The following is a 22,132-nucleotide window of genomic DNA, read 5'->3' as shown; positions in this document are numbered from 1 at the left end:
TGTTTCCGGTACGTTTAGTACGTTTACTTACGCGCAGCCAGAACTTCAGCTGGTTGGACGATATTTTCAGCGGCTTTATTAGACCAGCTGTTACGGGTATAGGTAATGACGGCGGCGATTTCTGTGTCAGACAAAGTGGATTTCCACGATGGCATCGCATTTTTACCGTTTAACAAAATACCGACCTGATCCGCTTTGACGCCATTGACGATCAGCGATCCGTCTAACGCAGGGAATGCGCCCGGAACACCTTTACCGGTCGCCTGATGGCAGGCCACACAATTAGCGGCATAGACTTTCTCGCCACGCTGTTTTAACTCATCGACCGTCCAGACCTTACTTGGGTCATCCGCTTTGGCGGCCATTTCTTTTTTCTTGGTATCAACCCATTTTTTATAGTCATCGTCAGAGACCACATTCACGACGATAGGCATAAATGCATGCTCTTTACCGCACAACTCAACGCACTGACCACGATAGACGCCAATTTTTTCTGCTTTGAACCAGGTATCGCGAACGAAACCGGGAATCGCATCCTGCTTCACACCGAAAGCAGGAATCGTCCATGAGTGAATCACGTCATTAGCAGTGGTAATAATGCGTACTTTTTTATTCACAGGAACCACGACCTGATTATCGACTTCGAGCAGATAGTTGTCGCCACGTGCCTCGGTCGGAGCAACGCCGGGAGAGCCAACCTGGGTGCGAGGCGTGGACAAGGTGGATAAGAAGGAAATGCCCTGACCTTCACCTTTGAGGTAGTCATAACCCCATTTCCACTGCATGCCAGTGGCTTTAATTGTGATGTCGGCGTTTGAAGTATCTTTCATCGCCACGACGGTCTTGGTCGCGGGCAGTGCCATCCCAATCACAATCAGAAACGGAACGACAGTCCAGGCAATTTCAACAGTGGTACTTTCATGGAAAGAAGCTGCCTTGTGGCCGAGAGATTTCCTATGCTTCAGGATGGAGTAAAACATGACTCCGAAGACTGCGACAAAGATAACCAGACAGATAACCAGCATCAGGTTATGTATCGAGTAAATTTGTTCCGCTATTTGTGTGACAGGTGTTTGTAAATTTAACTGGCGTACCGCCGGTCCACCCTGGCTGTCGACCACTGCCCACGCGGGCAGTCCTGCCGCCAGGAGCGAGGCACCCAGCATGAACGACTTTAATCGCTTTCCATGTTTCATGATATCCCCAAAACCCCGTTTAGAATTCTTATGAATTTGTCGTACCAAGACGCGGAATATTGTTACAAAGTGCGTGCTGGCAACTTCTACAACGTGGTGAGTATAAGGTGTAACTTAAAAGGATATCAAGCAGAATACAAACAAGAAATCAATGATCTGGCGCAAATGAAACAACGAATAATAGCGCTTGCTTATCACTTTAAGGTGCTTCTTTAATCCAGATCAAACAAAATCAAGGTCGTTTTTTGGGCAAATCGAAGCGGACGATGGATTCGCCGGCAGCCGTTTTCTTGTTGACTGGCTTGAAAGCGTGCCCGTAAATCACCTCAAAACTCAAGGCAATACGGCCATCGGCAGCGCGTTGCTGCTCTAATGCTTTCAACATTGCCTGATGAGCGTGTTTTCCGGTCAGCCCCTGACGACGGCTCAGCAACGGATTGCCGCCAAGCGCCCGCACGTCGGCCAGCAATTTTTCTGTATCCTGATACGTCAGCGTGATTTTTTCCATATCCATCACAGGCGTGGAAAAACCGGCATTCACCAGCATGTCACCGAAATCATGCATATCGACGAACGGCAAAGTGTGCGGAGACTCGTCAACACCGTCATACGCCTGGCGTAATTCTTTCAGGGTATCCGGCCCAAAGCATGAAAACATCAGCAGACCGTCGGTGCGCAATGTCCGGCGCCATTCGGCGAACACCAGATCGGGTTGCGGATGCCAGTGCAAGGCCAGATTCGACCAGATCAGATCCAGTGACTGCGATGGCAAAGGTAATTTAGCAAAATCGCCACAAATCAGATTGGCACCCTGCTCGCCACGTAAGGCGGCAGGTGTTAATTTTGCAAACAAACGACCAACCGCACTCATCGCTGACCGTTGCTGTTCCTGTATCTCTGTCAACATTGCCGGTGCGGCATCCAGTGCCAGCACCTGGGCTCCGGCGTACATACGCTGAAACTCAGCGACATCAGCACCAACGCCACAACCAGCGTCGAGTATCTGCGCAGGTGTGATCCGCACCAGTTCCAGCTTTTCGCGCATACGCCCGGCGATCTCCCGACGTAAAAAATCAGATCCCGCGATTTTTGCCGGATGGGAAAACAGCTGACGAACCAGCCTTGTGTCGATAGGTGCACTGAGCATAAGGAAAACGATCTTGACGTCTGATTAAATGAGATAATGCGGGAGTTTACACGCTTGTGATTATGGCCGCTGCATGAAGGCGCAAACGCATGATGTACTTACAGCACATATGGCGTAAAAGCTGGCAGGCTTCCCTGACACAACTGTTACCGTGCAGTTGTGCTTTATGTCATGCCCAGAACCAGGATGTGATTTGCGAACAATGTCTGACCAGCTATTTTCCGCGCAACCTCTGCCGCTGCGAACAATGTGGTTTAGTCATGCCGCCGGGCGCCAATACGCCGCGTTGCGGTGACTGCCTGCAAAATCCTCCGGCGTTCGATAACACCATCGTCGCCTGTGATTATGAAGCACCGCAAGACCGCCTGGTGCTGTCATTAAAATTCGGCCATCATCTGGCGCTCGCCCCGGTGTTTGCAGCGATGCTACGCGATGCGATTCTGCACCAGCCACATCAGGAGTTGCCGGATTGGCTTTGCGTTGTTCCATTAAGCCAAAACCGGCTGACAGAGCGCGGATTCAATCAGGCACTGGAAATAGCCAGACCACTGGCGCAACATCTGGGTATCCCCTTGCATCCGCAGGCATTACGCAAAACCCGGGAAACCGCCAAACAAAGCAGCCTAGCGCCCGATGCACGGATGCGCAACGTGAAAAATGCCTTTGTTCCCGATGATCAACTGTTGCAAACCATCAAAGGCAGGCATATCGGTATCGTCGACGATGTCATCACCACTGGCATGACCCTGCACGAAATCGCTACAATGCTGAAACGTTTTGGCGCACGCAAAGTCAGCAACTATGTTTTTGCCCGCACTCCACATCATACTTATTAAGGAAACGCCTTGTTTCACGTCGTCCTCGTAGAACCTGAAATTCCGCCGAATACCGGCAATATCATCCGCTTATGCGCCAATACCGGCGCACAACTACATCTGATAGAACCGCTGGGTTTTCCACTCGACGACAGCAAGATGAAACGCGCTGGTCTTGATTATCACGATTATGCGACGATGAAAGTGCATAAAAACTGGGAAGCGTTTCTGGCAAGTGAACAACCTGATGCGCAAAGAATGTTTGCCATGACCACGCATGGCTCGACGGCATTTTCCAGCGTCGCCTTTCAACCCGGCGATTATTTCGTCTTCGGTGCAGAAACCCGCGGACTTGCAACCGAACTACGTGAATCTTTTCCACTGAATCAGCGCATACGCTTGCCGATGCGGCCAGACAATCGCAGCCTGAATCTGTCGAATACCGTAGCGGTCGTTATTTACGAAGCCTGGCGCCAGAACGGCTTTGCCGGCGGCGCCTGACCTTTAAAAAACGGTGTCCGGCGTTACAGAAATGCCGGACGCCGGTGTCAGGTCTGCGCCCGCACTTTCGCCAGCAACTTGCTGGTCGAACGATCGTGTTCAAAGTCAATCGCTGCCACCTGACCGCCATACGCCAGCACTGCCTGCCCTTCCGGAATCGCGCTCATGTCGTAATCACCGCCTTTGACATAGATATCCGGATGCGCGCTGAGTACCGCTTCCAACGCGGTATCTTCATCGAAATCCACCACCAGACTGACCGCTTCTAATGCCGCAACCACGGCCATGCGATCAGCACAGGTGTTCACCGGGCGGTCATCGCCCTTGCCCAAACGTCTGACCGAAGCATCGGTATTCAGTGCCACCACCAGCGACGCACCGTGTTCTCTGGCCTGAGCCAGATACGTTACATGACCACGATGCAAAATATCAAAAACGCCATTCGTCATCACCACGGGTTTGGGTAATGCAGCAACACGTTCGGCCAATGCAGCGCGGGTACAGATCTTTTGTTCAAATTGAGGCATACGAGTTCATTCAGAAAAGAGCGACGAAAAAATAGCCGCTCGGAAAAGCGGCCATTGTACACGGCGTCTTTCAGCCTTCACGCTTCAGACACCCATATCCGTTTTTACGCGGGCGGCGCAAGCGGCGTTTGCGGCAAATCAGTTATTGTCAGCGTCCGCAATCGCCTTGCGTATGTCTTCCTTACTCAGCGCCGGGGCAAACTGACGGATAAAATCATAGGTATAGGTGCGCAAATACGCACCGCGCCGCACTGCCAGCCGCGTCACATTCGGCGTGAATAAATGATCGGCGGCGATCGTGCGCAAGCCATTGGTACGATTGGTTTCTATCGCCATCGAGGCCACAATACCCACGCCTAGTCCAAGCGCGACATATTGCTGAATCACGTCAGAATCCATCGCCGTCAGCACGATGTCGGTGCGCAAACCGGCATCGACAAAGGCGGCGTCGATATGGCCTCGACCAGTGAAGCCGACGTCATACGTAATCAGCGGATAATTCGCCAGATCGTCCAGCGTCAGCGTTTCTTTACGCAAGAGCGGATGACCTTCCGGCACAACAATCACGTGATTCCATTCGTAGCATGGGAAAGACACCAGATCCTTGAATTGCGATAAACCCTCAGTCGCAATGCCGATATCAGCTTTGCCTGACATCACCCATTCGGCGATGTGTTCGGGTGAGCTTTGTTGCAAGGCGATGCGTACTTCCGGAAACGCCTGACGGAATTGCTGCACCACTTTCGGCAGCACATAGCGCGCCTGCGTATGCGTGGTCGCAATCGCCAGCGTGCCTTTGGTCTGATCCGAATATTCACTGCCTGCCTGATGCAGATTTTCTGCTTCCAGCAGCAGACGTTCTATGATGGGAAGGATGCCTTTCCCGGGCTCAGTCAGACCAGTCAGGCGTTTGCCATTGCGTTCAAAAATATCCACGCCCAGTTCTTCTTCCAGCTCGCGGATCTGACGGCTGACGCCCGGTTGTGATGTGAACAGCACATTGGCGACTTCGGTCAGATTAAAGCCGCGTCGGGATGCTTCTCGGATTGAGCGTAATTGTTGAAAGTTCATGGTATATCTCGGCTCAGTTGTTATCGACAAAGACGTGCAAGCGCTTGGGTTTGACCACCAGAGACTCACCGACTTTCAGTTGTAATTGCAGATAGCGTTCGCTCGATATCATCGCTTCGACCAGATCGCCGTTATCGTCGCGTTCCATTTCCAGTTGCGCCAGCGGGCCTATGCTGTGCACGCGCCGCAATTGCACAACCAATCCCTCGGCACCCGGCGCGTAGCGGTCGATCTCGAATTCATGCGGGCGCACATAGGCCGTGCCGAAGGCATCTTTGGTGTCTGCATGGCCCGGCGCTTCAAACGGCACACCACCGGCATCGAGTATGCCTTCATGAATACGGCCGCGGAAAAGATTGACGTTACCCAGAAATCCATACACAAACGGTGTGGCCGGATGCTGATACACCTCGGCAGGCGCACCAACCTGTTCGACCTGTCCCTGATTCATCAGCACAATCTTGTCAGCAACTTCCAGCGCTTCTTCCTGATCATGCGTGACAAAAATACTGGTCACATGTAACTCATCGTGCAGACGACGCAACCAGCGTCGCAGCTCTTTACGCACCTTCGCATCGAGCGCACCGAAAGGCTCGTCGAGCAGCAGCACACGCGGCTCCACGGCAAGTGCGCGTGCCAGCGCAATACGCTGCCGCTGACCGCCGGACAACTGCGGCGGGTAACGGTCTGCCAGCCAGTCCAGTTGCACCAGTTCCAGCAGTTTTGTGACTTTTTCTTTGATCTGCGCTTCAGAAGGCCGCACGTTTTTTGCCTTCACCCGCAAACCAAATGCGATGTTTTCAAATATCGTCATGTGCTTGAACAAGGCATAGTGCTGAAACACAAAGCCAACCTGACGGTCACGCACATGCTGTTGCGAGGCATCCTGACCGTCGAGCAAGACCTGACCGCTATCGGCAAATTCCAGACCAGCGATGATGCGCAGCAAAGTGGTTTTGCCGCAGCCTGATGGTCCTAACAATGCCGTCAGTTCGCCATCGGGAAAATCCAGCGAGACATTATTCAGCGCAGTAAATTGACCAAAACGTTTATTTAATTGATGAACGGCGATACTCATGATTTTCGCTCCAGCTTATTCTTCAGAAATGGGGGCGCGACTCTCATTGGTGCGCCATTCAACGATCGTTTTTAATGCCAGCGTCAGCAAGGCCAGCAAGGTCAGCAATGAAGCCACCGCAAACGCCGCCACGAAGTTGTATTCGTTGTATAAAATTTCGACCTGCAAAGGCATGGTGTTGGTCTCGCCACGAATATGGCCGGACACCACAGACACCGCGCCGAACTCACCCATCGCCCGCGCATTACACAGGATCACCCCATACAGCAAACCCCATTTAATATTCGGCAAAGTCACATGCCAGAAGGTTTGCCAGCCTGATGCCCCCAGTACCAGCGCGGCTTCTTCTTCCTCACTGCCCTGCGCCTGCATCAACGGAATCAGCTCACGCGCGACAAATGGAAAAGTCACAAAAATCGTCGCCAGTACAATGCCGGGAACTGCGAACAGAATTTTGATATCGTGATCGCGCAACCATTCGCCAAACCAGCCCTGCGCGCCGAACAGCAGCACATACACCAGACCCGAAATCACCGGCGACACGGAAAACGGCAAATCGATCAGCGTTAGTAAAACGCTCTTGCCGCGAAACTCAAATTTGGCAATCGTCCAGGCGGCGGCAACACCGAAAATCAGGTTCAGCGGCACCGCAATGCCCGCCGCAATCAGCGTTAATTTAATCGCCGACAAGGCATCCGGTTCGACGATGGCTTCCAGATACACCTGCCAGCCTTTTTTCAAGGCTTCGGCAAACACCGCCGCCAGCGGTACAAATAAAAACAGTGTCAGAAACGCGAAAGCGATCAGTGTCAGCGTGACGCGTATCCATAAAGGTTCCAGCGTGGCTGTCGGGTTGATCGCAGGCTCTGCGCGACGTTGTGCCAAGACCGCTGAAGGTGCTGCAATACTGGTCGTACTCATGATTCTTTTCCTCCCTGCCGGCTGCGCGTCCAGGCCTGTAAAGCATTAATTGACAGCAGCAAAACAAACGATAGCAACAACATCACAACCGCAATGGCAGTCGCACCGGCGTAATCGTATTGTTCCAATTTAGTGATCATGAACAGCGGTGTGATTTCTGAAATCATCGGCATGTTGCCAGCGATAAAAATCACCGAGCCGTATTCGCCGGTCGCTCTTGCAAACGCAAGTGCAAAGCCCGTCAGCATCGCAGGCAATATCGTCGGGAAAATCACCCGTGTAAACACTTGCCAGTGGCTGGCACCCAGACTCAGCGCCGCTTCTTCGAGTTCTTTTTCGGCTTCTTCGAGTACCGGTTGCACCGTGCGCACCACAAAAGGTAAGCCTATGAATGTCAGGGCGATCAAAATGCCTAAAGGCGTGAACGCGACTTTGATGCCCAGCGGCGTCAGTAATTTGCCTATCCAGCCATTCGGTGCATATAAGGTCGCCAGCGTGATACCGGCAACAGCGGTCGGTAAGGCAAATGGCAAATCGACCAGTGCATCGATCAGCCGTTTGCCGGGAAAGCGGTAACGCACCAGCACCCATGCCACGATACCGCCAAACAGCACATTGATCAGCGCGGCCAGAAAAGAGGCACCGAAAGTCAGGCGATACGATGCCATGACACGATCCGATGTCACGGTTTCCCAGAACGCCTGCCAGGTCATGGTGAAGGTTTTGAGAAAGACCGCGGAAAGTGGGATTAAGACAATCAACGCGAGGTAAAACAAGGTAAATCCCAGCGACAGATGAAAACCGGGAAGCACACGTTTACTGGTCGGTTGACCGCCTGTTGCAATTGCAGCAGATGCCATAGTCAGCCTTTATTACTGATTCAACTAAAGATGGCAAATATTGGCAGGATTTTGATATAAGAAAAACGAATTTTTTGTTATGTTCTTAGATGATAAACACATATAGCGAGGGCGCATTAATCTCACGCGGCAAGCTGAGCAGTACTGATCAGCCCGGCAGTTCAACCGCTGCCGTCTGCGATGGATTTGCATGAGATGTCGCTGCTGTTTGCGCAGTGTGCTCCGCCAAAGTGGCTCTCGGTAAGTCAAACAAAAAGCCTTGTACCAGATACGGGCTGGCCGTATCGTTCGCCTGTTGCAGCGACAAAAGACGCGCTTCGTTTTCTATGCGCCGGAAAATGATATTGCACTGCGCCTGATCGGCACGTTGCAGCAAGCTGATCTGCGCCGCCGCGTCATTAGCAACGCTGACATCGAGTTTGATCGCATCAGGGCGGATGCGGTCGAGCAAATCAGCGGCTTGTTCCAGGCTGCTGGCATTCACGCCGATGCGAAAACCGTTGCGGCGGTAATTTTCAGCAACATGCGTCAGCACCCAGCGCTGACTTGGCGTAATCAGCGGCAGTTGCAGAATAATCTGTTCATGCGGTATTTCCAGCGCGTCGAGTATCCGCCGGAAAGCCATGCCGTGATTGCCTTCCACGGCAGCCAGCAAACGGCTGTGCACGCTCAGATACAACTCCTGCGCTGGCTCTTGCACCTGACGGTAAAAATTCAGCGTATGCAACAAGCGGCACAGACGATCGAGCTCCACCGATTCATCATCATTCGCCACGTATTCCAGCAGTTTCCAGATATTGAGCCCCTGATCGCCGGGATCATAGCTGCGGGCATAGGCTTCGTAGGCAAGGATGCGCTGGTCGTCGCCCGCGCGTATCGCCTGAAAAGCGCTGGTCAGGCTGGCATTAAAATAGCGGCCACGCGCGCGCCCTTCTTCGTCCAGCCACAGATGACTGCTGCCAACAGAATGCTGCAGGCGGCTCAGATAATTCTGTAATTTCGGATGTTGCATGCTTCCTCCTTTCAGCGGCCACGCGGTGTGATACGCCGGACGCTGCCAGTTACAGTTTCGCGATCGAGACTTCGGTTGCTTTCACCAGCGCCACCACGTCGCTGCCGACCACCAGATTCAGATCGCGGATAGAGCGCGTCGTGATCACCGATGTCACGATGCCGGCCGGGGTTTCGACATCGACTTCGGAGACGACATCGCCTTCGATAATCGCTTTGATTTTGCCGCGGAACTGGTTACGTACATTAATCGCCTGAATTGTCATTTTTCTTCCTTTGTGATGCGGATTTGGATGCGGAAAATATCCCGAGAAACAGATACTCCCCCGCTTTTTTTAATAAAAGACCCCTAATGTCCTTGAATTCATTGGGGTTTAAAACATACTCCCCCGGAGTATTTTTATGCCGATTTGATACTGATTTGAAGTTGATTTGAAGCTGTCAGCAGAGCTGAGACCTAAATCGCCCAGGTCACCTGGTTAACCGTGCGGAGCAGCGACACATCGCCGAGTTCCGCATCCGGTTGCTGCGCCGGGCGCTGCAACACCCGCGCCAGTATCTGTTCTTCCAGCGCGGCAAAGAGCGGGTTGCCGCGCGCGCGTGGCCGCGGCAGATCGACTTTCTGATCCAGCGTGATCTGACCGTCTTCAATCAGAATCACTCGGTCGGCGAGTACAATCGCTTCCTGCACATCATGCGTCACCAGCAATGCAGTGAAACCGCGCTGCTGCCAGAGTTGCTCAATCAGGCTTTGCATCTCAATGCGCGTCAACGCATCGAGCGCACCCAGCGGCTCATCCAGCAATAACAAGGTCGGCTCGTGTACCAGCGCTCTGGCCAGCGCAACGCGCTGACGCTGACCACCGGATAATACCGATGGCCAGTCACCGGCACGTTCTGCCAGCGCAACCTTGTTCAGCGCTGCCAGCGCATCATTGCGACGACCGCGCAAACCAAGCCCGACGTTATCGAGCACCGTCTTCCACGGCAGCAAGCGCGAATCCTGAAACATCACGCGGGTTTCAGGACGACGATTGTTCTGACCGTTGTTCTGGGCATCCTGCAGTGCCAACTCCAGGCTGCCGCCGTCGGCTTTTTCCAGTACGGCAATCAGGCGCAACAAGGTGCTTTTCCCGCAGCCACTACGCCCGATCACCGCCACAAACTCACCGGCTTGCACATCGAGCTGCAGCGACTTCAGCACACTGCGGCCGTTATAGGATTTTTGCAAATGCCGGACATGAATCGCGGTGCCTGCTTGCGGCGCGCGCTGCGGCAGATGCGCAGGATTCTGCCCTGGCCTGCCATCCGCGCTGCCGGCATGACTGATGCCATCGTCCAGCTCTTGCCTGAGCGCGGCGATACGCGCCACCGCAGGTGAAGGTGAATATAAAATGTCCGGCATCATGCAGACTTTCTTTGGTAACCCGGATGCCAGCGCAGCCAGTAATGTTCAAGTGCACGCGATAAGACGTCGGCGATTTTTCCCAGCAGGGCGTACAGCAAAATCCCCACCAGCACGACATCGGTCTGCAAAAATTCACGCGCATTCATGGTCATATAGCCGATACCCGCCTGCGCTGAAATGGTTTCAGCGACGATCAGCAAAACCCACACCAGCCCCAGCGCAAAACGCACGCCGACCAGAATAGAAGGCAAAGCGCCGGGCAAAATCACATCGCGGTATAAAGTCCAGCCCGACAAGCCGTAGCTGCGCGCCATTTCTATCAAGCCCTGATCAACCGAACGTATGCCGTGAAAGGTATTCAGGTACACCGGAAAAAATACACCAACCGATACCAGAAACAGCTTCGCCGTTTCATCGATACCAAACCATAAAATCACCAGCGGTATCAGCGCCAGCGCCGGAATATTGCGTATCATCTGCAGGCTGGTATCGAGCAGGGTTTCAGCGGTACGGAAAGTACCAGTCAGCAAACCGAGCAACAAGCCCAGACCGCCGCCAATCACAAAACCCGACACCGCACGCCACAGGCTGGTTTTTGCGTGGATAAAAATTTCGCCGGAAACGCTCAGATTCCAGAACGCCTTCGCGACTGCCAGCGGCTCCGGCAAAATCCGGCTCGATAACCAGCCCTGTTGCGCCGACACCTGCCAGATCACCAGCAATAACAGCGGTACCGCCCACGGTGCCACGGCACGCAAAATGCGCAAGGCATGAAGATGCCATGGCGTGGCTGTTCGCGCCGATTCGCGGCGCCGGAAGGTCTGCGACAAGTCGTCTGCAAGCCCGGCGAATTCATTGAACTCATTGATTTCAGTTGTCAGCGGCGACGCCATACTGTGCTCCTAGCTTTGCGAAACCTGCGGTGCAATCGAATTCGCAATCACTTCGCCGAATGGGCCTGTGAGCGAACTCGTCACACGCGGTACCGATTTTCCTATCAGCGGAAAGACCAGTTCGGCAAAGCGATACGATTCTTCCAGATGCGGATAGCCGGAAAAAATAAAGGTCTCAATGCCGAGTGCCGCATATTCTTTAATCCGTGCCGCCACCGTTTCCGGATCACCGACTAACGCGGTTCCGGCACCACCGCGCACCAGCCCGACACCCGCCCACAGATTCGGTGAAACTTCGAGTTTGTCGCGCTTGCCGCCGTGCAGCGCCGTCATCCTTTGCTGACCTACCGAATCCATCTTCGCAAACGCTTTCTGCGCCCGCGCAATCACCTCATCATCGACATAACGGATCAGATCATTCGCTGCTGCCCAGGCTTCTTCATTGGTTTCGCGCACAATCACATGCAGGCGGATACCAAAGCGCAAAGTGCGGCCATGCTTAGCGGCGCGGGCGCGCATGTCGGCGATTTTTTCAGCCACGGCAGCAGGTGGTTCGCCCCAGGTCAGATAGACGTCAACCTGTTCCGCTGCGAGCTCGTGCGCCGGTGCCGATGAGCCACCGAAATACAAAGGCGGATGCGGCTTTTGCACCGGTGGATACAAAGTCTTCGCACCTTTCACGGTCAGGTGTTTGCCGTTGAAATCAAAACCGGCATCACCACCTTCACCCGCCAGCGATGCGCGCCAGATGCGTAAAAATTCGTCGGTGATTTCATAACGTTTTTCGTGGTCGGCAAAGACGCCATCGGCTTCAAGTTCTCCCTGATCACCACCGGTAACGATATTGACCAGTAAACGCCCGTTCGACAGACGATCAAAGGTCGAAGCCATGCGAACCGCTAGCCCGGGGCTGCTGAGTCCGGGACGAACCGCCACCAGAAATTTCAGTTTTTTCGTCGCACTGATCAGGCTGGATGCAACGACCCAGGCATCTTCGCAAGAACGACCGGTGGGCAGCAGCACACCGTCGTAACCCTGCGTGTCTGCCGCCACCGCGATTTGCCGCAGATAGTCGTAATTGATGTCGCGTGCACCGTGGCTGGTGCCGAGATAGCGCGTATCGCCGTGGGTAGGTATAAACCAGAAAATATTCAAGCTCATAGAATTTCTTTCATTTCTCTCAATATGAATTATTTGCCTGCTGGTGGTAGCCAGACTGCATCGCGGATGTTGACGGCTTTAGGTATCAGCTTTTGCTGATAAAAATTTTCCGCAACACGTTGCTGTTCTTCGATGATGTTGTTCGTCAGATAAACCACCGGCGAGCGTGGACGCCGCTCCAGAAAACTGGCGATGGCGGCAGCATCCAGGCCGGTGCTGGCAGCGATGATCGCACCCGCTTCGGCGCGATTGCTCTGTACGAAGCTGTCGCTGCGAGTGAGTTCTTCAAACAGCAGCCGGATCACACCGGGATACTGATCGGCAAACTGACGGGTCGATAAATAATGCGACAGGTTGTTCACCAGCCCATTACCATTCGCCAGTACGCGGGGCTTGAGACTTTGCTCGGTCGCCGCCCAGTAAGGATCCCAGATCGCCCAGACATCCACACTGCCGCGTTCAAACGCTGCTCTGGCATCGGCAGGTGCAAGATAAACCGGAGTGATATCCGACCATTGCAATCCCGCCTGTTGCACAGCCCGCAATACGTGATAGTGCGCGCTGGAGCCTTTTTGAAAAGCGATTTTTCTGCCTTTCAGATCTGCGAGTGTCCGAATAGCGGAATCCTGTTTCACTAATATCGCACTGACACCCGGTTTCGCAGGTTCGGCACCGACATATACCAGCGTACTGCCGGCTGCCTGTGCAAAAATCGGCGGCGGTTCACCTGTCGTTGCAAAGTCGATGCTGCCGACCGACAAGGCTTCCAGCATCTGCGGGCCAGCAGTGAATTCAAACCAGCTGATCTTCACGCCTTTAAGTTGCTGTTCAAGTGCACGACGGTGTTTCAGCAAAGTCAGATTGACCGAACTTTTCTGAAAGCCAATGCGGATTTCTTTCGGCAAACTGGCAGTCCTGCTGCCGGTTTGCACCGCATTGCCGACTGCTGTATTGCCAGCTGCAACATTGCCGGCTGACAGCACTAAAGCCATTGCTGTCAGCGACAAAAGCAGCCGGCGGTGGGACGAATGAATTCGCATATCAGCCTCAGCGCTTTGCCTGGAAAACTGCATCGCGCACGCTGATGCGTTTCGGAATCAGCTTCAGATCGGCAAAGGTATCTGCAATGCTTTGCTGTTCCTGAATCACGGCTTCCGATAAAGGTTTCACGCCATAAGAAAAACGGCCAACGGACAATTCAACGATGGATGGCTCCAGCCCGATCTGCACGGAAAGAATTGCCGCAGTAGCTTTCACATTTTTCGCGCTCCAGTCGCCGGTCTTGCCGATTTCTTCCAGAATCAGACTGATGATGGCGGGATGTTTTTGTGCAAACGAACGCGAAGCGAGATAGAACTGGTGATTGCTGACAACGCCTTTGCCATCGGCCAGCACGCGTGCGCCGAGCTGCTTTTCAGCGGCCGCCAGAAACGGGTCCCAGATCGCCCAGGCATCAACACTACCTCGCTCAAATGCGGCTCGCGCGTCGGCTGGGGCAAGAAACACGACTTCCACATCCTTATACGCAAGCCCGGCTTTTTCCAGCAACTTCACCAGCAGGTAATGCACATTCGAGCCTTTGTTGAGCACGATTTTTTTGCCCTTAAGATCCGCCACCGATTTGAGTGCAGAGCCTTTCGGTACGACGATTGCTTCGCCCGCAGGTGCCGCAGGTTCATTGCCAACATACAGCAAATCGGCACCAGCCGCCTGTGCAAAAATCGGTGGTGCTTCACCGGTGGTGCCGAAATCGACACTGCCGACATTCAGACCTTCCAGCAATTGCGGCCCAGCCGGAAACTCTGTCCATTTCACTTCCACACCGAGTGGTGCCAGGCGTTTTTCCAGACTGGCATTACCTTTCAGCACAGTCAGCGTGCCGTATTTCTGATAACCGATACGCAGCACACTTTTCGCTGCACTGTTCTGTGCATGCGCGATGTTCTGACCACCAGCGGCAACGAGTGCCGCCAATGTCAGCACGCCGGTCAGCACACGACGGCGCAGCGCATTGGTTTTTTTCACCTGCTCAACATAACGTGTATAGCGGCGATGTGAATTGCTATTCTGATGCTCACTCATTTCATTTCCTCGATTGATAGGCAAGACTTACCCCTGCCGGAAATCTGGCATTGTGGTAACGCTTACGGGATTGCTGCTTAATGTCTGGATTTACAAATCTGCTACAGCGACGGTTTAAAATTCATCAACGAATTTTTATGCACCGCGCCAGCAACAACAGGAACAGATCAGGCGCGACAACACATCAGTTCTTTGATTGCCGGATTTTTCGACGCATGAGCATGGCGCAGGGAATGCAGGCTCTCAGTCAGCAACTGCACACCGTCAGCAATTCGCTGCGCTATCGCGGCATCCAACTGCAAGCCTTGCTGTTCGTGCCACTGAACCTGGGCATCGGTTGCATAAACGCCTGGCAGAACATGCCTTGCCGACAGCGATGTCAGCACCGGGCGCAGGGCGTAATCGAGCGCCAGCACGTGCGACTGGCTGCCCGCCGTCGCCAGAGGCAAAATGAGTTTTCCGTTCAGACCGTCTTGCGGCAGTATGTCTAAAAATGCTTTTAACAGACCGCTGTAAGCTGCTTTGTAAATCGGCGTGGCAATCACCAGTGCATCGGCACGCTCGACCAGTAATCTGGCGACATTCAGTTCGGTGTCGGAAAAATCCGCATTCATCAGCGCTTCCGCCGGCAGATCGCGGACATGCAGACTGACGGTACGCTGGCCGAGCACATTGAGCTTCTCACCGGCATACTGGAGCAGACGAGTGGAGCGCGACGGTGAAGACGGGCTACCGGAAAGCAAAAGAATAGTCATGGTGATTCCTTCAATGCGCTGTTGAGCATCATTATTTTTTATTCGGCTGATAAATCTGATCAAACACACCGCCATCGGCAAAATGGGTTTTCTGCGCAACAGTCCAGCCACCGAAGGTGTCATCAATATTGAATAACTTGATTTTCGAGAATTGCCCGGCATATTTTTTCGCCGCTTTTTCACTGACCGGACGATAGAAATTTTTACCGATAATGTCTTGTGCCTCGTCGGTGTAGAGGTAATTCAGATAAGCCTCTGCCACTTTGCGCGTGCCGCGTTTATCGACCACTTTATCGACCACGGACAATGGTGGTTCCGCCAGAATACTGATGGACGGCGAGATGATTTCAAATTTATCCGCACCGAATTCTTTGAGTCCCAGATAAGCTTCGTTTTCCCACGACAACAGCACGTCGCCGATACCGCGCTCAGTGAATGTCACGGTTGAACCACGCGCACCGGAATCGAGTACCGGCACGTTCTTAAACAACTTGTGAACATACTCTCGCGCCGAGGCATCGGTACCGCCGGGTAATTTCAGCGCATAGCCGTACGCTGCCAGATACGACCAGCGTGCCCCGCCGGAAGTTTTCGGATTCGCGGTAATCACTGACACACCGGGCTTGATCAGATCGGCCCAGTCTTTAATCCCTTTAGGATTGCCTTTACGTACCAGAAACACGATCGTGGATGTATAAGGCGAAGCATTATGTGTCAGACGCTTTTGCCAGGTTTTCGACAACAAACCTGCATTCGCAATCGCATCAATGTCATAGGCCAGCGCGAGTGTGACCACGTCAGCATCCAAACCGTCGATCACCGAACGCGCCTGTTTGCCTGAACCACCATGCGATTGTTTGATGGTGACTTTATCGCCCGTTTTTGCCTGCCATTGTTTTGCAAATGCCTGATTCACATCCTGATACAGCTCACGCGTAGGATCATAGGAAACATTGAGCAGCGTGATGTCTGCAGCTTGGGAAGCGCCGTGAATCGCACTGGCAAACGCGAAGCTGGCGAGGAGCAGGAGTTTTTTTGCTTTCATCTGTAATCCTTGGAATCAGTGTTGAATGAGGTTCTCAGAATAATTCGCGACTTTATATTTGAAAACGAAGTATTTTTACGATCTATATTCAATTTTCATATAAAGACCTGTTTCAGCAGCATTTTTTCGCCTGGGCTACTATGTGCATCTTTCATGAAGGAGACCTCCATGCTGCGACGTTCTGTTGTCTTTTCTGTTGTCTGTTCCGCCGTCATTGGCAGTCTGGCTGCAATCAGCAGCCCGGCCTTTGCTGAAGAGGCAGAAGCCTGCCCGGCCATCCTGAATCACAAATTCAATCGCCTGCAAGACGATGTTCCGCAGGATCTTTGCCAGTACAAAGGTAAAGTTGCATTGGTCGTCAATACCGCCAGCTACTGCGGCTTTACCAATCAGTATGAAGGACTGGAAAAAGCCTATGCCAAGTACAGCAGCAAAGGTCTGGTGGTACTCGGTTTTCCGTCGAATGATTTTGGCAAACAAGAGCCGGGCAACAGCAAGGAAATCGCCGATTTTTGCTACAACACCTATGGGGTGAAGTTTCCTATGTTTGCCAAGTCATCTGTCACCGGCAAAGACATCAATCCTCTGCATGCACAGTTGGTCAAAGCAACCGGAACGACACCGAAATGGAATTTCTACAAATATCTGATCGATCGTAAAGGCAACGTTGTTGGCGCTTACAGCAGCATGACTAAGCCTGACGATAAAAAGCTGGTTGCTGATATAGAAAAAGCGCTGGCGGAATAAGCCCGCGACCTACAGACAAACACCATTAATAAAAAGGCTGGAAGCCCCTGTTTATAAGGGCTTCCAGCCTTTTTTTATGATGTCGTACACGGAGTACAGGAACAACCAGAAAAGAGCGTATGTTACGCCACCGGTGCTCTCGCCTGCTCTGACAAAAATCCCCCTATGGTGGCGTGCACCATAGCATCAACGATCTGTTCGTGACTCAGACGCTGGTCACGCACCAGGAATTCCATCGTCGGATCGCAGGCGCGCGAATACAAGGTGTACACCAGCACATCATCCGGCACCAAGGCTGTCAAAGCCCCCTGTTCGCGCGCGGTGGCCACCAGCGCATAAAAACGCTTATTGATCCGTAAAGCGACTGTTACATAATCAAAATTGAGCATCAGACTGCGTTGCAAAGCGCGGCTCGTCGATGGCAAATGCGGCACGCCTCCCTGCAAACGCAAACGCAAGGACCAGGCCAGAATATGCCGGATTTTATCTATTGCCGGCATGTCTTCCGGCAGAGTGTCCAATTCTTCCAGTGTCGCTTTCAGCAGACGGGTCAGTGCGGCCGCAGCCAGTTTCTCTTTCGAAGAAAAGTGTTTGTACAGACTACCTTTCGCGATACCAACCGCGTCAGCAACATCATCCATCGTCATCAGGTCATACCCTTTATCGGATAAAAGATGATTGACCGCATCAATAATGGCTTCTTCACGCGCGTCAAACTGCTGTTTTTTAAAGGGAATTTTTAGCTTTATCATTTTTTTCTGTACAACTTTAAACTTTGTAGTATATTTAGTGACTGATCAGTCACGAAATGAAATATTAGGTCACATTCTAACTCAGGCGTATCGGCATCGGGCAGGAATCTGCATTTCCTCACGGTCAGATTGGTAACAGAATGTGCCGGAAATAAGCGTAAATCGGGAATGCAAGCTGATTGGGCGGCATTCATTACAAAAAAATTAATCGTAAAAAATGATGAAAATTGCGGTCATCGGTTCCGGCATCTCCGGTCTCTCCTGCGCTTATGAATTGTCCCGTGCGCAGCACGAAGTCAGCCTGTTTGAGGCTGACAGTTACTTTGGCGGACATACTCATACGGTGGACGTCACACTGGAAGAAAAGACCTATGGCGTCGATACCGGATTCCTGGTGTTTAACCATAAAACCTATCCGAATCTAGTTCGCTTATTTCAGGATCTGCAAATAGAAACCGTCGCCACGAATATGTCGTTCTCGGTCAAAATGCCGGTGGGAGGCAAAACTCTGGAGTGGGCAGGTGCCAATCTGGATACGGTGTTTACACAGCGCCGCAATCTGCTGAACCCGCGCTTTTTGCGCATGCTGCGCGACATCCTGCGTTTCAATAAGCAGACCACCGCGATGGCAAAAGCGGACGCAACAAATGAATTCCACATTCCACTCGGTCAGTTTTTGCAGCAGCATCGTTACAGCGACGAGTTTATCCACTGGTATCTGTTGCCGATGGCTGCCTGCATCTGGTCTTGCCCGACTTCGACCATGATGGAATTTCCTTTATCCTCATTCGTCAATTTCTGCCACAACCATGGCTTATTGCAGGTCAACGACAGACCGCAATGGCGTACCGTTAAAGGCGGCGCACGCCATTATGTCAACAAGATACTGCCCCATATCGCGCACACCTATCTGCATGCGCCGGTCAGCTCGGTAAAGAGCAGTGCATCAGGACGGGTCAGCGTCACATCAGCAAGAGGAACGGAAGAATTTGATCACGTTGTCATCGCGACCCACAGCGATCAGTCGCTGCGAATGCTGAAAGACAGCACCACCGCAGAACAGCAAGTGCTGTCTGCGGTGAAATACCAGCCCAATCGCGCCGTACTACATACCGACGCCCGCTTTTTGCCGGAGAACCGCAAAGCTTGGTCCGCCTGGAATTATCAGAGTGCGAATGGAAAAGAACCGCAAGTCTGCGTACATTATCTGATCAATCAATTGCAGCCACTGCCGTTCACCACCCCGGTCATCGTCAGTCTGAATCCGATTGAAGAACCGGCGCCTGAAAAAGTGATCGCCAGCTTTGATTATGCTCATCCCGTATTCGACGCAGCAGCGGTAAAAGCGCAAGCCATGTTGAATCAGATACAGGGGCAAAGGCAGATCTGGTTCGCCGGTGCATGGACAGGTTATGGCTTCCACGAGGATGGTCTGAAATCCGGCTTACGTGCCGCAAAAAATATCATCGCCAGTCAGACGCTGACATCACCTCTCGTCCTTGCCGCATAAAAATGACGCAGCCAAACACCGCCCCTCTACAACCACAGGCCGCAGCGCTGCGCATCCGTTTATGCACAGGGGAAGTCTTGCATAAACGATTGCGTCCGGCCAAAAATGCGTTCCGCTATGGCGTATTTTTTATCCGCGTCCCAGTACGCGCCCTGACGGCACAGGCCGTGTCATTGCCGTACCGTTTTTTTTCGCATAATCGTTTCAACCTGCTTTCTTTCTTCGACAAAGATCACGGGGATGGTCGGCAATCGTTGTCCAAATGGATCGATGATTTACTGCATGCCGAGGGTATCCATGACGCTGACGGTGAAATCTGGCTGCAATGTTTTCCGCGTGTCCTGGGCTATGTATTTAACCCGGTGTCATTCTGGTTTTGCCATCGCCGCGACGGCACTCTGAGAGCGATAGTTTGCGAAGTCTGCAATACCTTCGGCGAGAAGCATCTGTATTTACTTGAGCACGGCGACGCACTGCGCAATGGCGAAGAAATGCAGGCACAAAAAATCTTCCATGTATCGCCTTTTTGCGAAGTCAAAGGCAAATACCGTTTCCGCTTTCTGCAGACGCAGCCACGGAATGCAGAACACAGTATCCGCCACGTCGCCCGAATTGATTACGATGATCAGCAAGGACCTGTGCTGCTCACCAGTATCTCCGGTGAAGAACAAACCATGACAGATCAGCAGATTCTGAAAGTTATGCTGCGCTATCCGCTGATGACCGCCGGCGTCGTTGTCCGTATTCATCTGCAGGCATTACGTCTGTGGTTAAAACGCGTTCCTTTTTTTTCCAAACCTGTTCCACCATCGCAAGAGGTCAGCCGATGAGCACAACGCATCCCACACTCTTACCTGTCAACAGTCAGGCGACACAACTGAATACCACGCATTTTCCGGCAGAAGCACGTTTTGTTATCAGCTTACTCAACAAACTTGAACACGGCAGTCTGAGCATACAATTCCCTGATGGACAAACAGCCTGTTTTGGCCGGGCAGATGACGGTAACCGGCATGTCACGCTGGAACTGAAGAACTGGCAACTTTATCGGGCAGTACTGAAATCAGGCGATATCGGATTTGCCGAGAGCTATATTGCCGGCCACTGGACCAGCTCACATCTGGCCGGATTAATCGAGCTGATCACACGTAACCGCGCTCAACTGGAATCGGTCATCTACGGCACATGGTGGGGCAATCTTTTATACCGCATTAAACATTTGCTGAACCGGAATTCAAAAGCAGGCAGCAAAAAAAATATCCATGCACACTACGATATCGGCAATGATTTTTATCGTCTGTGGCTGGATCCTTCCATGACCTATTCCAGCGCCATCTTTTCTTCGGATCAGGTGGAAAGTCTGCACGATGCACAACAGATGAAATACCGCCGCATCCTGCAACAATTGCAGTTGCCACCACAAGCCAGTGTACTGGAAATCGGCTGTGGCTGGGGGGGATTCGCCGAGATGGCAACACGCGATGCACAAGCCCACGTGACAGGATTGACGCTCTCAACCGAACAATTGCATTTCGCCCGCGAACGTCTGCAGCGCGCAGGTTTGCATGCGCGCAGCGATCTGCAGATACAGGATTACCGCGATGCCCATGGTGACTACGACGCCATCGCGTCGATAGAAATGTTTGAAGCAGTCGGTGAAGAATACTGGCCAGGCTATTTCGACTGTCTGCAACGCAATCTGAAACCGGGTGGACGAGCCTGCATACAAAGTATCACGATTGCCGATGAATTATTTGAGCGCTATCGCAAAGGCACCGATTTCATTCAGCAATATATTTTCCCGGGCGGCATGTTGCCATCGATAGGCAAATTTCACCAGCTGGCGGAACAACACGGCTTGCAGGTGATAGATACATTTACTTTCGGTCTTGATTACGCGCGTACTTTACTGGAGTGGCGTAAAGCATTCATGGAAAAACTGGCGGAAGTCAGAGCGCAGGGATTTGATGAAGAGTTTTTGCGCACCTGGGAATTTTATCTTGCCTATTGCGAAGCCGGATTCCGCGCCGGAAATATCGATGTGGCGCAATTCACCCTGGTCAGAAAATGATCACCTTTCCTGCTCGCTGCTTTCTGTCGGCCTTCTTGCTCAGCACCTGCTGCCTGACCAACAGCGTACAGGCTGCAGCAAATGAGGCTCCGCCGCCGATACGCGATGAAATTCCGCAGGCTGTATTACAGGGAACCGGTACTTACCGCTGGTTCGGTCTGACAATTTACGATGCTGCCCTGTGGCTGCCAGCCGGAAGCAATCCTGACACGCGGCAGCGCTTTGCGCTCGACCTGACCTACGCCAGAAATTTATACGGCAACAAAATCGCGGAAGCCAGCATCGATGAAATCGAGAAACTGAAATTCGGCACAGCGGAACAAAGGCAGCGATGGTTACTGCAGATGAAAGGAATATTTCCGGACGTCAGAGAAGGCAGCCGGATTACCGGCATACACATTCCGAATGAGGCGGCGCGTTTTTATCTGAATGGGAAATTCCTTGGTGAAATTCGCGACCCGGAATTTGCGCGTTCTTTTTTTGCAATCTGGCTGGACAAAAAAACCTCCGCCCCGGATTTGCGCAGCAAGCTGCTGGGGAATCTGGAAAAAACCTATCAATGACTGACAGTCTCTTCAGAA

General features: G+C 52.6%; 24 protein-coding genes. 7 read left to right on the top strand and 17 right to left on the bottom strand.

What is annotated here, in order from left to right; genetic code table 11:
* Positions 1-23: 23 nt before the first annotated feature.
* Together coxB and ACPAOP_RS07515 are read right to left on the bottom strand one after the other, a co-directional pair.
* Positions 24-1,196 (bottom strand): cytochrome c oxidase subunit II, encoded by a 1,173-nt coding sequence (coxB, locus tag ACPAOP_RS07520; protein ID WP_423709832.1) that lies wholly within the window; start codon positions 1,194-1,196, stop codon positions 24-26.
* Positions 1,197-1,428: 232 nt separating this feature from the next.
* Positions 1,429-2,343, bottom strand: a complete 915-nt coding sequence (locus tag ACPAOP_RS07515; RefSeq protein ID WP_423709831.1) for a methyltransferase domain-containing protein — start codon at positions 2,341-2,343, stop codon at positions 1,429-1,431.
* Positions 2,344-2,432: 89 nt separating this feature from the next.
* Between ACPAOP_RS07515 and ACPAOP_RS07510 the strand changes: the two genes are divergently transcribed.
* Both ACPAOP_RS07510 and trmL read left to right on the top strand, forming a co-directional pair.
* Positions 2,433-3,179: a phosphoribosyltransferase family protein gene (locus tag ACPAOP_RS07510; RefSeq protein WP_423709830.1), complete on the top strand. Its 747-nt coding sequence runs from the start codon at positions 2,433-2,435 to the stop codon at positions 3,177-3,179.
* A 9-nt stretch (positions 3,180-3,188) separates the two neighbouring features.
* On the top strand, positions 3,189-3,659 hold the full coding sequence (gene trmL, locus ACPAOP_RS07505; RefSeq protein ID WP_423709829.1) for a tRNA (uridine(34)/cytosine(34)/5-carboxymethylaminomethyluridine(34)-2'-O)-methyltransferase TrmL: 471 nt from the start codon (positions 3,189-3,191) through the stop codon (positions 3,657-3,659).
* Positions 3,660-3,706: 47 nt separating this feature from the next.
* On the opposite strand, the gene rfaE2 is transcribed toward trmL, so the two are convergent.
* From rfaE2 to ACPAOP_RS07435, 14 genes are all read right to left on the bottom strand, one after another.
* Entirely contained in the window at positions 3,707-4,186 is a 480-nt protein-coding gene (gene rfaE2 / locus ACPAOP_RS07500) for a D-glycero-beta-D-manno-heptose 1-phosphate adenylyltransferase (RefSeq protein WP_212680184.1), read from the bottom strand.
* A gap of 138 nt (positions 4,187-4,324) precedes the next feature.
* Positions 4,325-5,257 carry a CysB family HTH-type transcriptional regulator gene (locus ACPAOP_RS07495; RefSeq protein ID WP_423679065.1) on the bottom strand — a complete coding sequence of 311 codons (933 nt, stop codon included), beginning with the start codon at positions 5,255-5,257 and terminating at the stop codon, positions 4,325-4,327.
* Between the two features lie 13 nt (positions 5,258-5,270).
* Entirely contained in the window at positions 5,271-6,335 is a 1,065-nt protein-coding gene (locus ACPAOP_RS07490) for a sulfate/molybdate ABC transporter ATP-binding protein (RefSeq protein ID WP_423709828.1), read from the bottom strand.
* Between the two features lie 15 nt (positions 6,336-6,350).
* A complete protein-coding gene (gene cysW / locus ACPAOP_RS07485; RefSeq protein ID WP_423679062.1) occupies positions 6,351-7,256 on the bottom strand; it encodes a sulfate ABC transporter permease subunit CysW in 906 nt (301 codons plus the stop codon).
* Positions 7,253-8,116: a sulfate ABC transporter permease subunit CysT gene (gene cysT / locus ACPAOP_RS07480; protein ID WP_423709827.1), complete on the bottom strand. Its 864-nt coding sequence runs from the start codon at positions 8,114-8,116 to the stop codon at positions 7,253-7,255. Before cysT ends, cysW begins: the two co-directional genes overlap by 4 nt.
* 148 nt (positions 8,117-8,264) lie before the next feature.
* Positions 8,265-9,128: an EAL domain-containing protein gene (locus ACPAOP_RS07475; RefSeq protein ID WP_423709826.1), complete on the bottom strand. Its 864-nt coding sequence runs from the start codon at positions 9,126-9,128 to the stop codon at positions 8,265-8,267.
* 49 nt (positions 9,129-9,177) lie between these two features.
* On the bottom strand, positions 9,178-9,393 hold the full coding sequence (locus tag ACPAOP_RS07470; RefSeq protein ID WP_186884449.1) for a TOBE domain-containing protein: 216 nt from the start codon (positions 9,391-9,393) through the stop codon (positions 9,178-9,180).
* 191 nt (positions 9,394-9,584) lie between these two features.
* On the bottom strand, positions 9,585-10,532 hold the full coding sequence (locus tag ACPAOP_RS07465; protein WP_423709986.1) for an ATP-binding cassette domain-containing protein: 948 nt from the start codon (positions 10,530-10,532) through the stop codon (positions 9,585-9,587).
* On the bottom strand, positions 10,532-11,428 hold the full coding sequence (gene ssuC, locus ACPAOP_RS07460; protein ID WP_423709825.1) for an aliphatic sulfonate ABC transporter permease SsuC: 897 nt from the start codon (positions 11,426-11,428) through the stop codon (positions 10,532-10,534). The genes ACPAOP_RS07465 and ssuC overlap by 1 nt, the downstream gene beginning before the upstream one ends.
* A gap of 9 nt (positions 11,429-11,437) precedes the next feature.
* On the bottom strand, positions 11,438-12,583 hold the full coding sequence (gene ssuD, locus ACPAOP_RS07455) for an FMNH2-dependent alkanesulfonate monooxygenase (protein ID WP_423682297.1): 1,146 nt from the start codon (positions 12,581-12,583) through the stop codon (positions 11,438-11,440).
* A gap of 35 nt (positions 12,584-12,618) precedes the next feature.
* Positions 12,619-13,629 (bottom strand): sulfonate ABC transporter substrate-binding protein, encoded by a 1,011-nt coding sequence (locus ACPAOP_RS07450; protein WP_423709824.1) that lies wholly within the window; start codon positions 13,627-13,629, stop codon positions 12,619-12,621.
* Positions 13,630-13,636: 7 nt separating this feature from the next.
* The gene (locus ACPAOP_RS07445) at positions 13,637-14,671 is read right to left on the bottom strand and encodes a sulfonate ABC transporter substrate-binding protein (RefSeq protein WP_423709823.1); all 1,035 of its coding nucleotides are present in this window, start codon (positions 14,669-14,671) and stop codon (positions 13,637-13,639) included.
* Between the two features lie 167 nt (positions 14,672-14,838).
* Positions 14,839-15,426, bottom strand: a complete 588-nt coding sequence (ssuE, locus tag ACPAOP_RS07440; RefSeq protein WP_423709822.1) for an NADPH-dependent FMN reductase — start codon at positions 15,424-15,426, stop codon at positions 14,839-14,841.
* A gap of 31 nt (positions 15,427-15,457) precedes the next feature.
* Complete coding sequence (locus tag ACPAOP_RS07435) at positions 15,458-16,471, bottom strand: sulfate ABC transporter substrate-binding protein (protein WP_423709821.1); 1,014 nt, start codon at positions 16,469-16,471, stop codon at positions 15,458-15,460.
* Between the two features lie 168 nt (positions 16,472-16,639).
* On the opposite strand from ACPAOP_RS07435, the gene ACPAOP_RS07430 reads away from it, so the two are divergent.
* Positions 16,640-17,218 carry a glutathione peroxidase gene (locus ACPAOP_RS07430; protein ID WP_423679049.1) on the top strand — a complete coding sequence of 193 codons (579 nt, stop codon included), beginning with the start codon at positions 16,640-16,642 and terminating at the stop codon, positions 17,216-17,218.
* A gap of 122 nt (positions 17,219-17,340) precedes the next feature.
* Here the strand turns inward: ACPAOP_RS07430 and ACPAOP_RS07425 are convergent, their stop codons facing one another.
* On the bottom strand, positions 17,341-17,970 hold the full coding sequence (locus ACPAOP_RS07425) for a TetR/AcrR family transcriptional regulator (RefSeq protein ID WP_423709820.1): 630 nt from the start codon (positions 17,968-17,970) through the stop codon (positions 17,341-17,343).
* Between the two features lie 220 nt (positions 17,971-18,190).
* Between ACPAOP_RS07425 and ACPAOP_RS07420 the strand changes: the two genes are divergently transcribed.
* From ACPAOP_RS07420 to ACPAOP_RS07405, 4 genes are read left to right on the top strand one after another with little or no spacing between them, the layout of a single operon-like run.
* A complete protein-coding gene (locus ACPAOP_RS07420; RefSeq protein ID WP_423709985.1) occupies positions 18,191-19,480 on the top strand; it encodes an NAD(P)/FAD-dependent oxidoreductase in 1,290 nt (429 codons plus the stop codon).
* Positions 19,481-19,482: 2 nt separating this feature from the next.
* Positions 19,483-20,310 (top strand): DUF1365 domain-containing protein, encoded by an 828-nt coding sequence (locus tag ACPAOP_RS07415; protein WP_423709819.1) that lies wholly within the window; start codon positions 19,483-19,485, stop codon positions 20,308-20,310.
* Positions 20,307-21,551: a class I SAM-dependent methyltransferase gene (locus tag ACPAOP_RS07410; RefSeq protein WP_423679044.1), complete on the top strand. Its 1,245-nt coding sequence runs from the start codon at positions 20,307-20,309 to the stop codon at positions 21,549-21,551. The genes ACPAOP_RS07415 and ACPAOP_RS07410 overlap by 4 nt, the downstream gene beginning before the upstream one ends.
* Entirely contained in the window at positions 21,548-22,114 is a 567-nt protein-coding gene (locus ACPAOP_RS07405) for a chalcone isomerase family protein (RefSeq protein ID WP_423709818.1), read from the top strand. The genes ACPAOP_RS07410 and ACPAOP_RS07405 overlap by 4 nt, the downstream gene beginning before the upstream one ends.
* Positions 22,115-22,132 lie beyond the last annotated feature (18 nt).

This window comes from Undibacterium sp. WLX3042 (genome assembly GCF_049544825.1).
GTDB lineage: Bacteria > Pseudomonadota > Gammaproteobacteria > Burkholderiales > Burkholderiaceae_D > Undibacterium.
The sequence above is the reverse complement of the archived record's forward strand: the minus strand, read 5'-3'. Positions and strand labels throughout refer to the sequence as shown.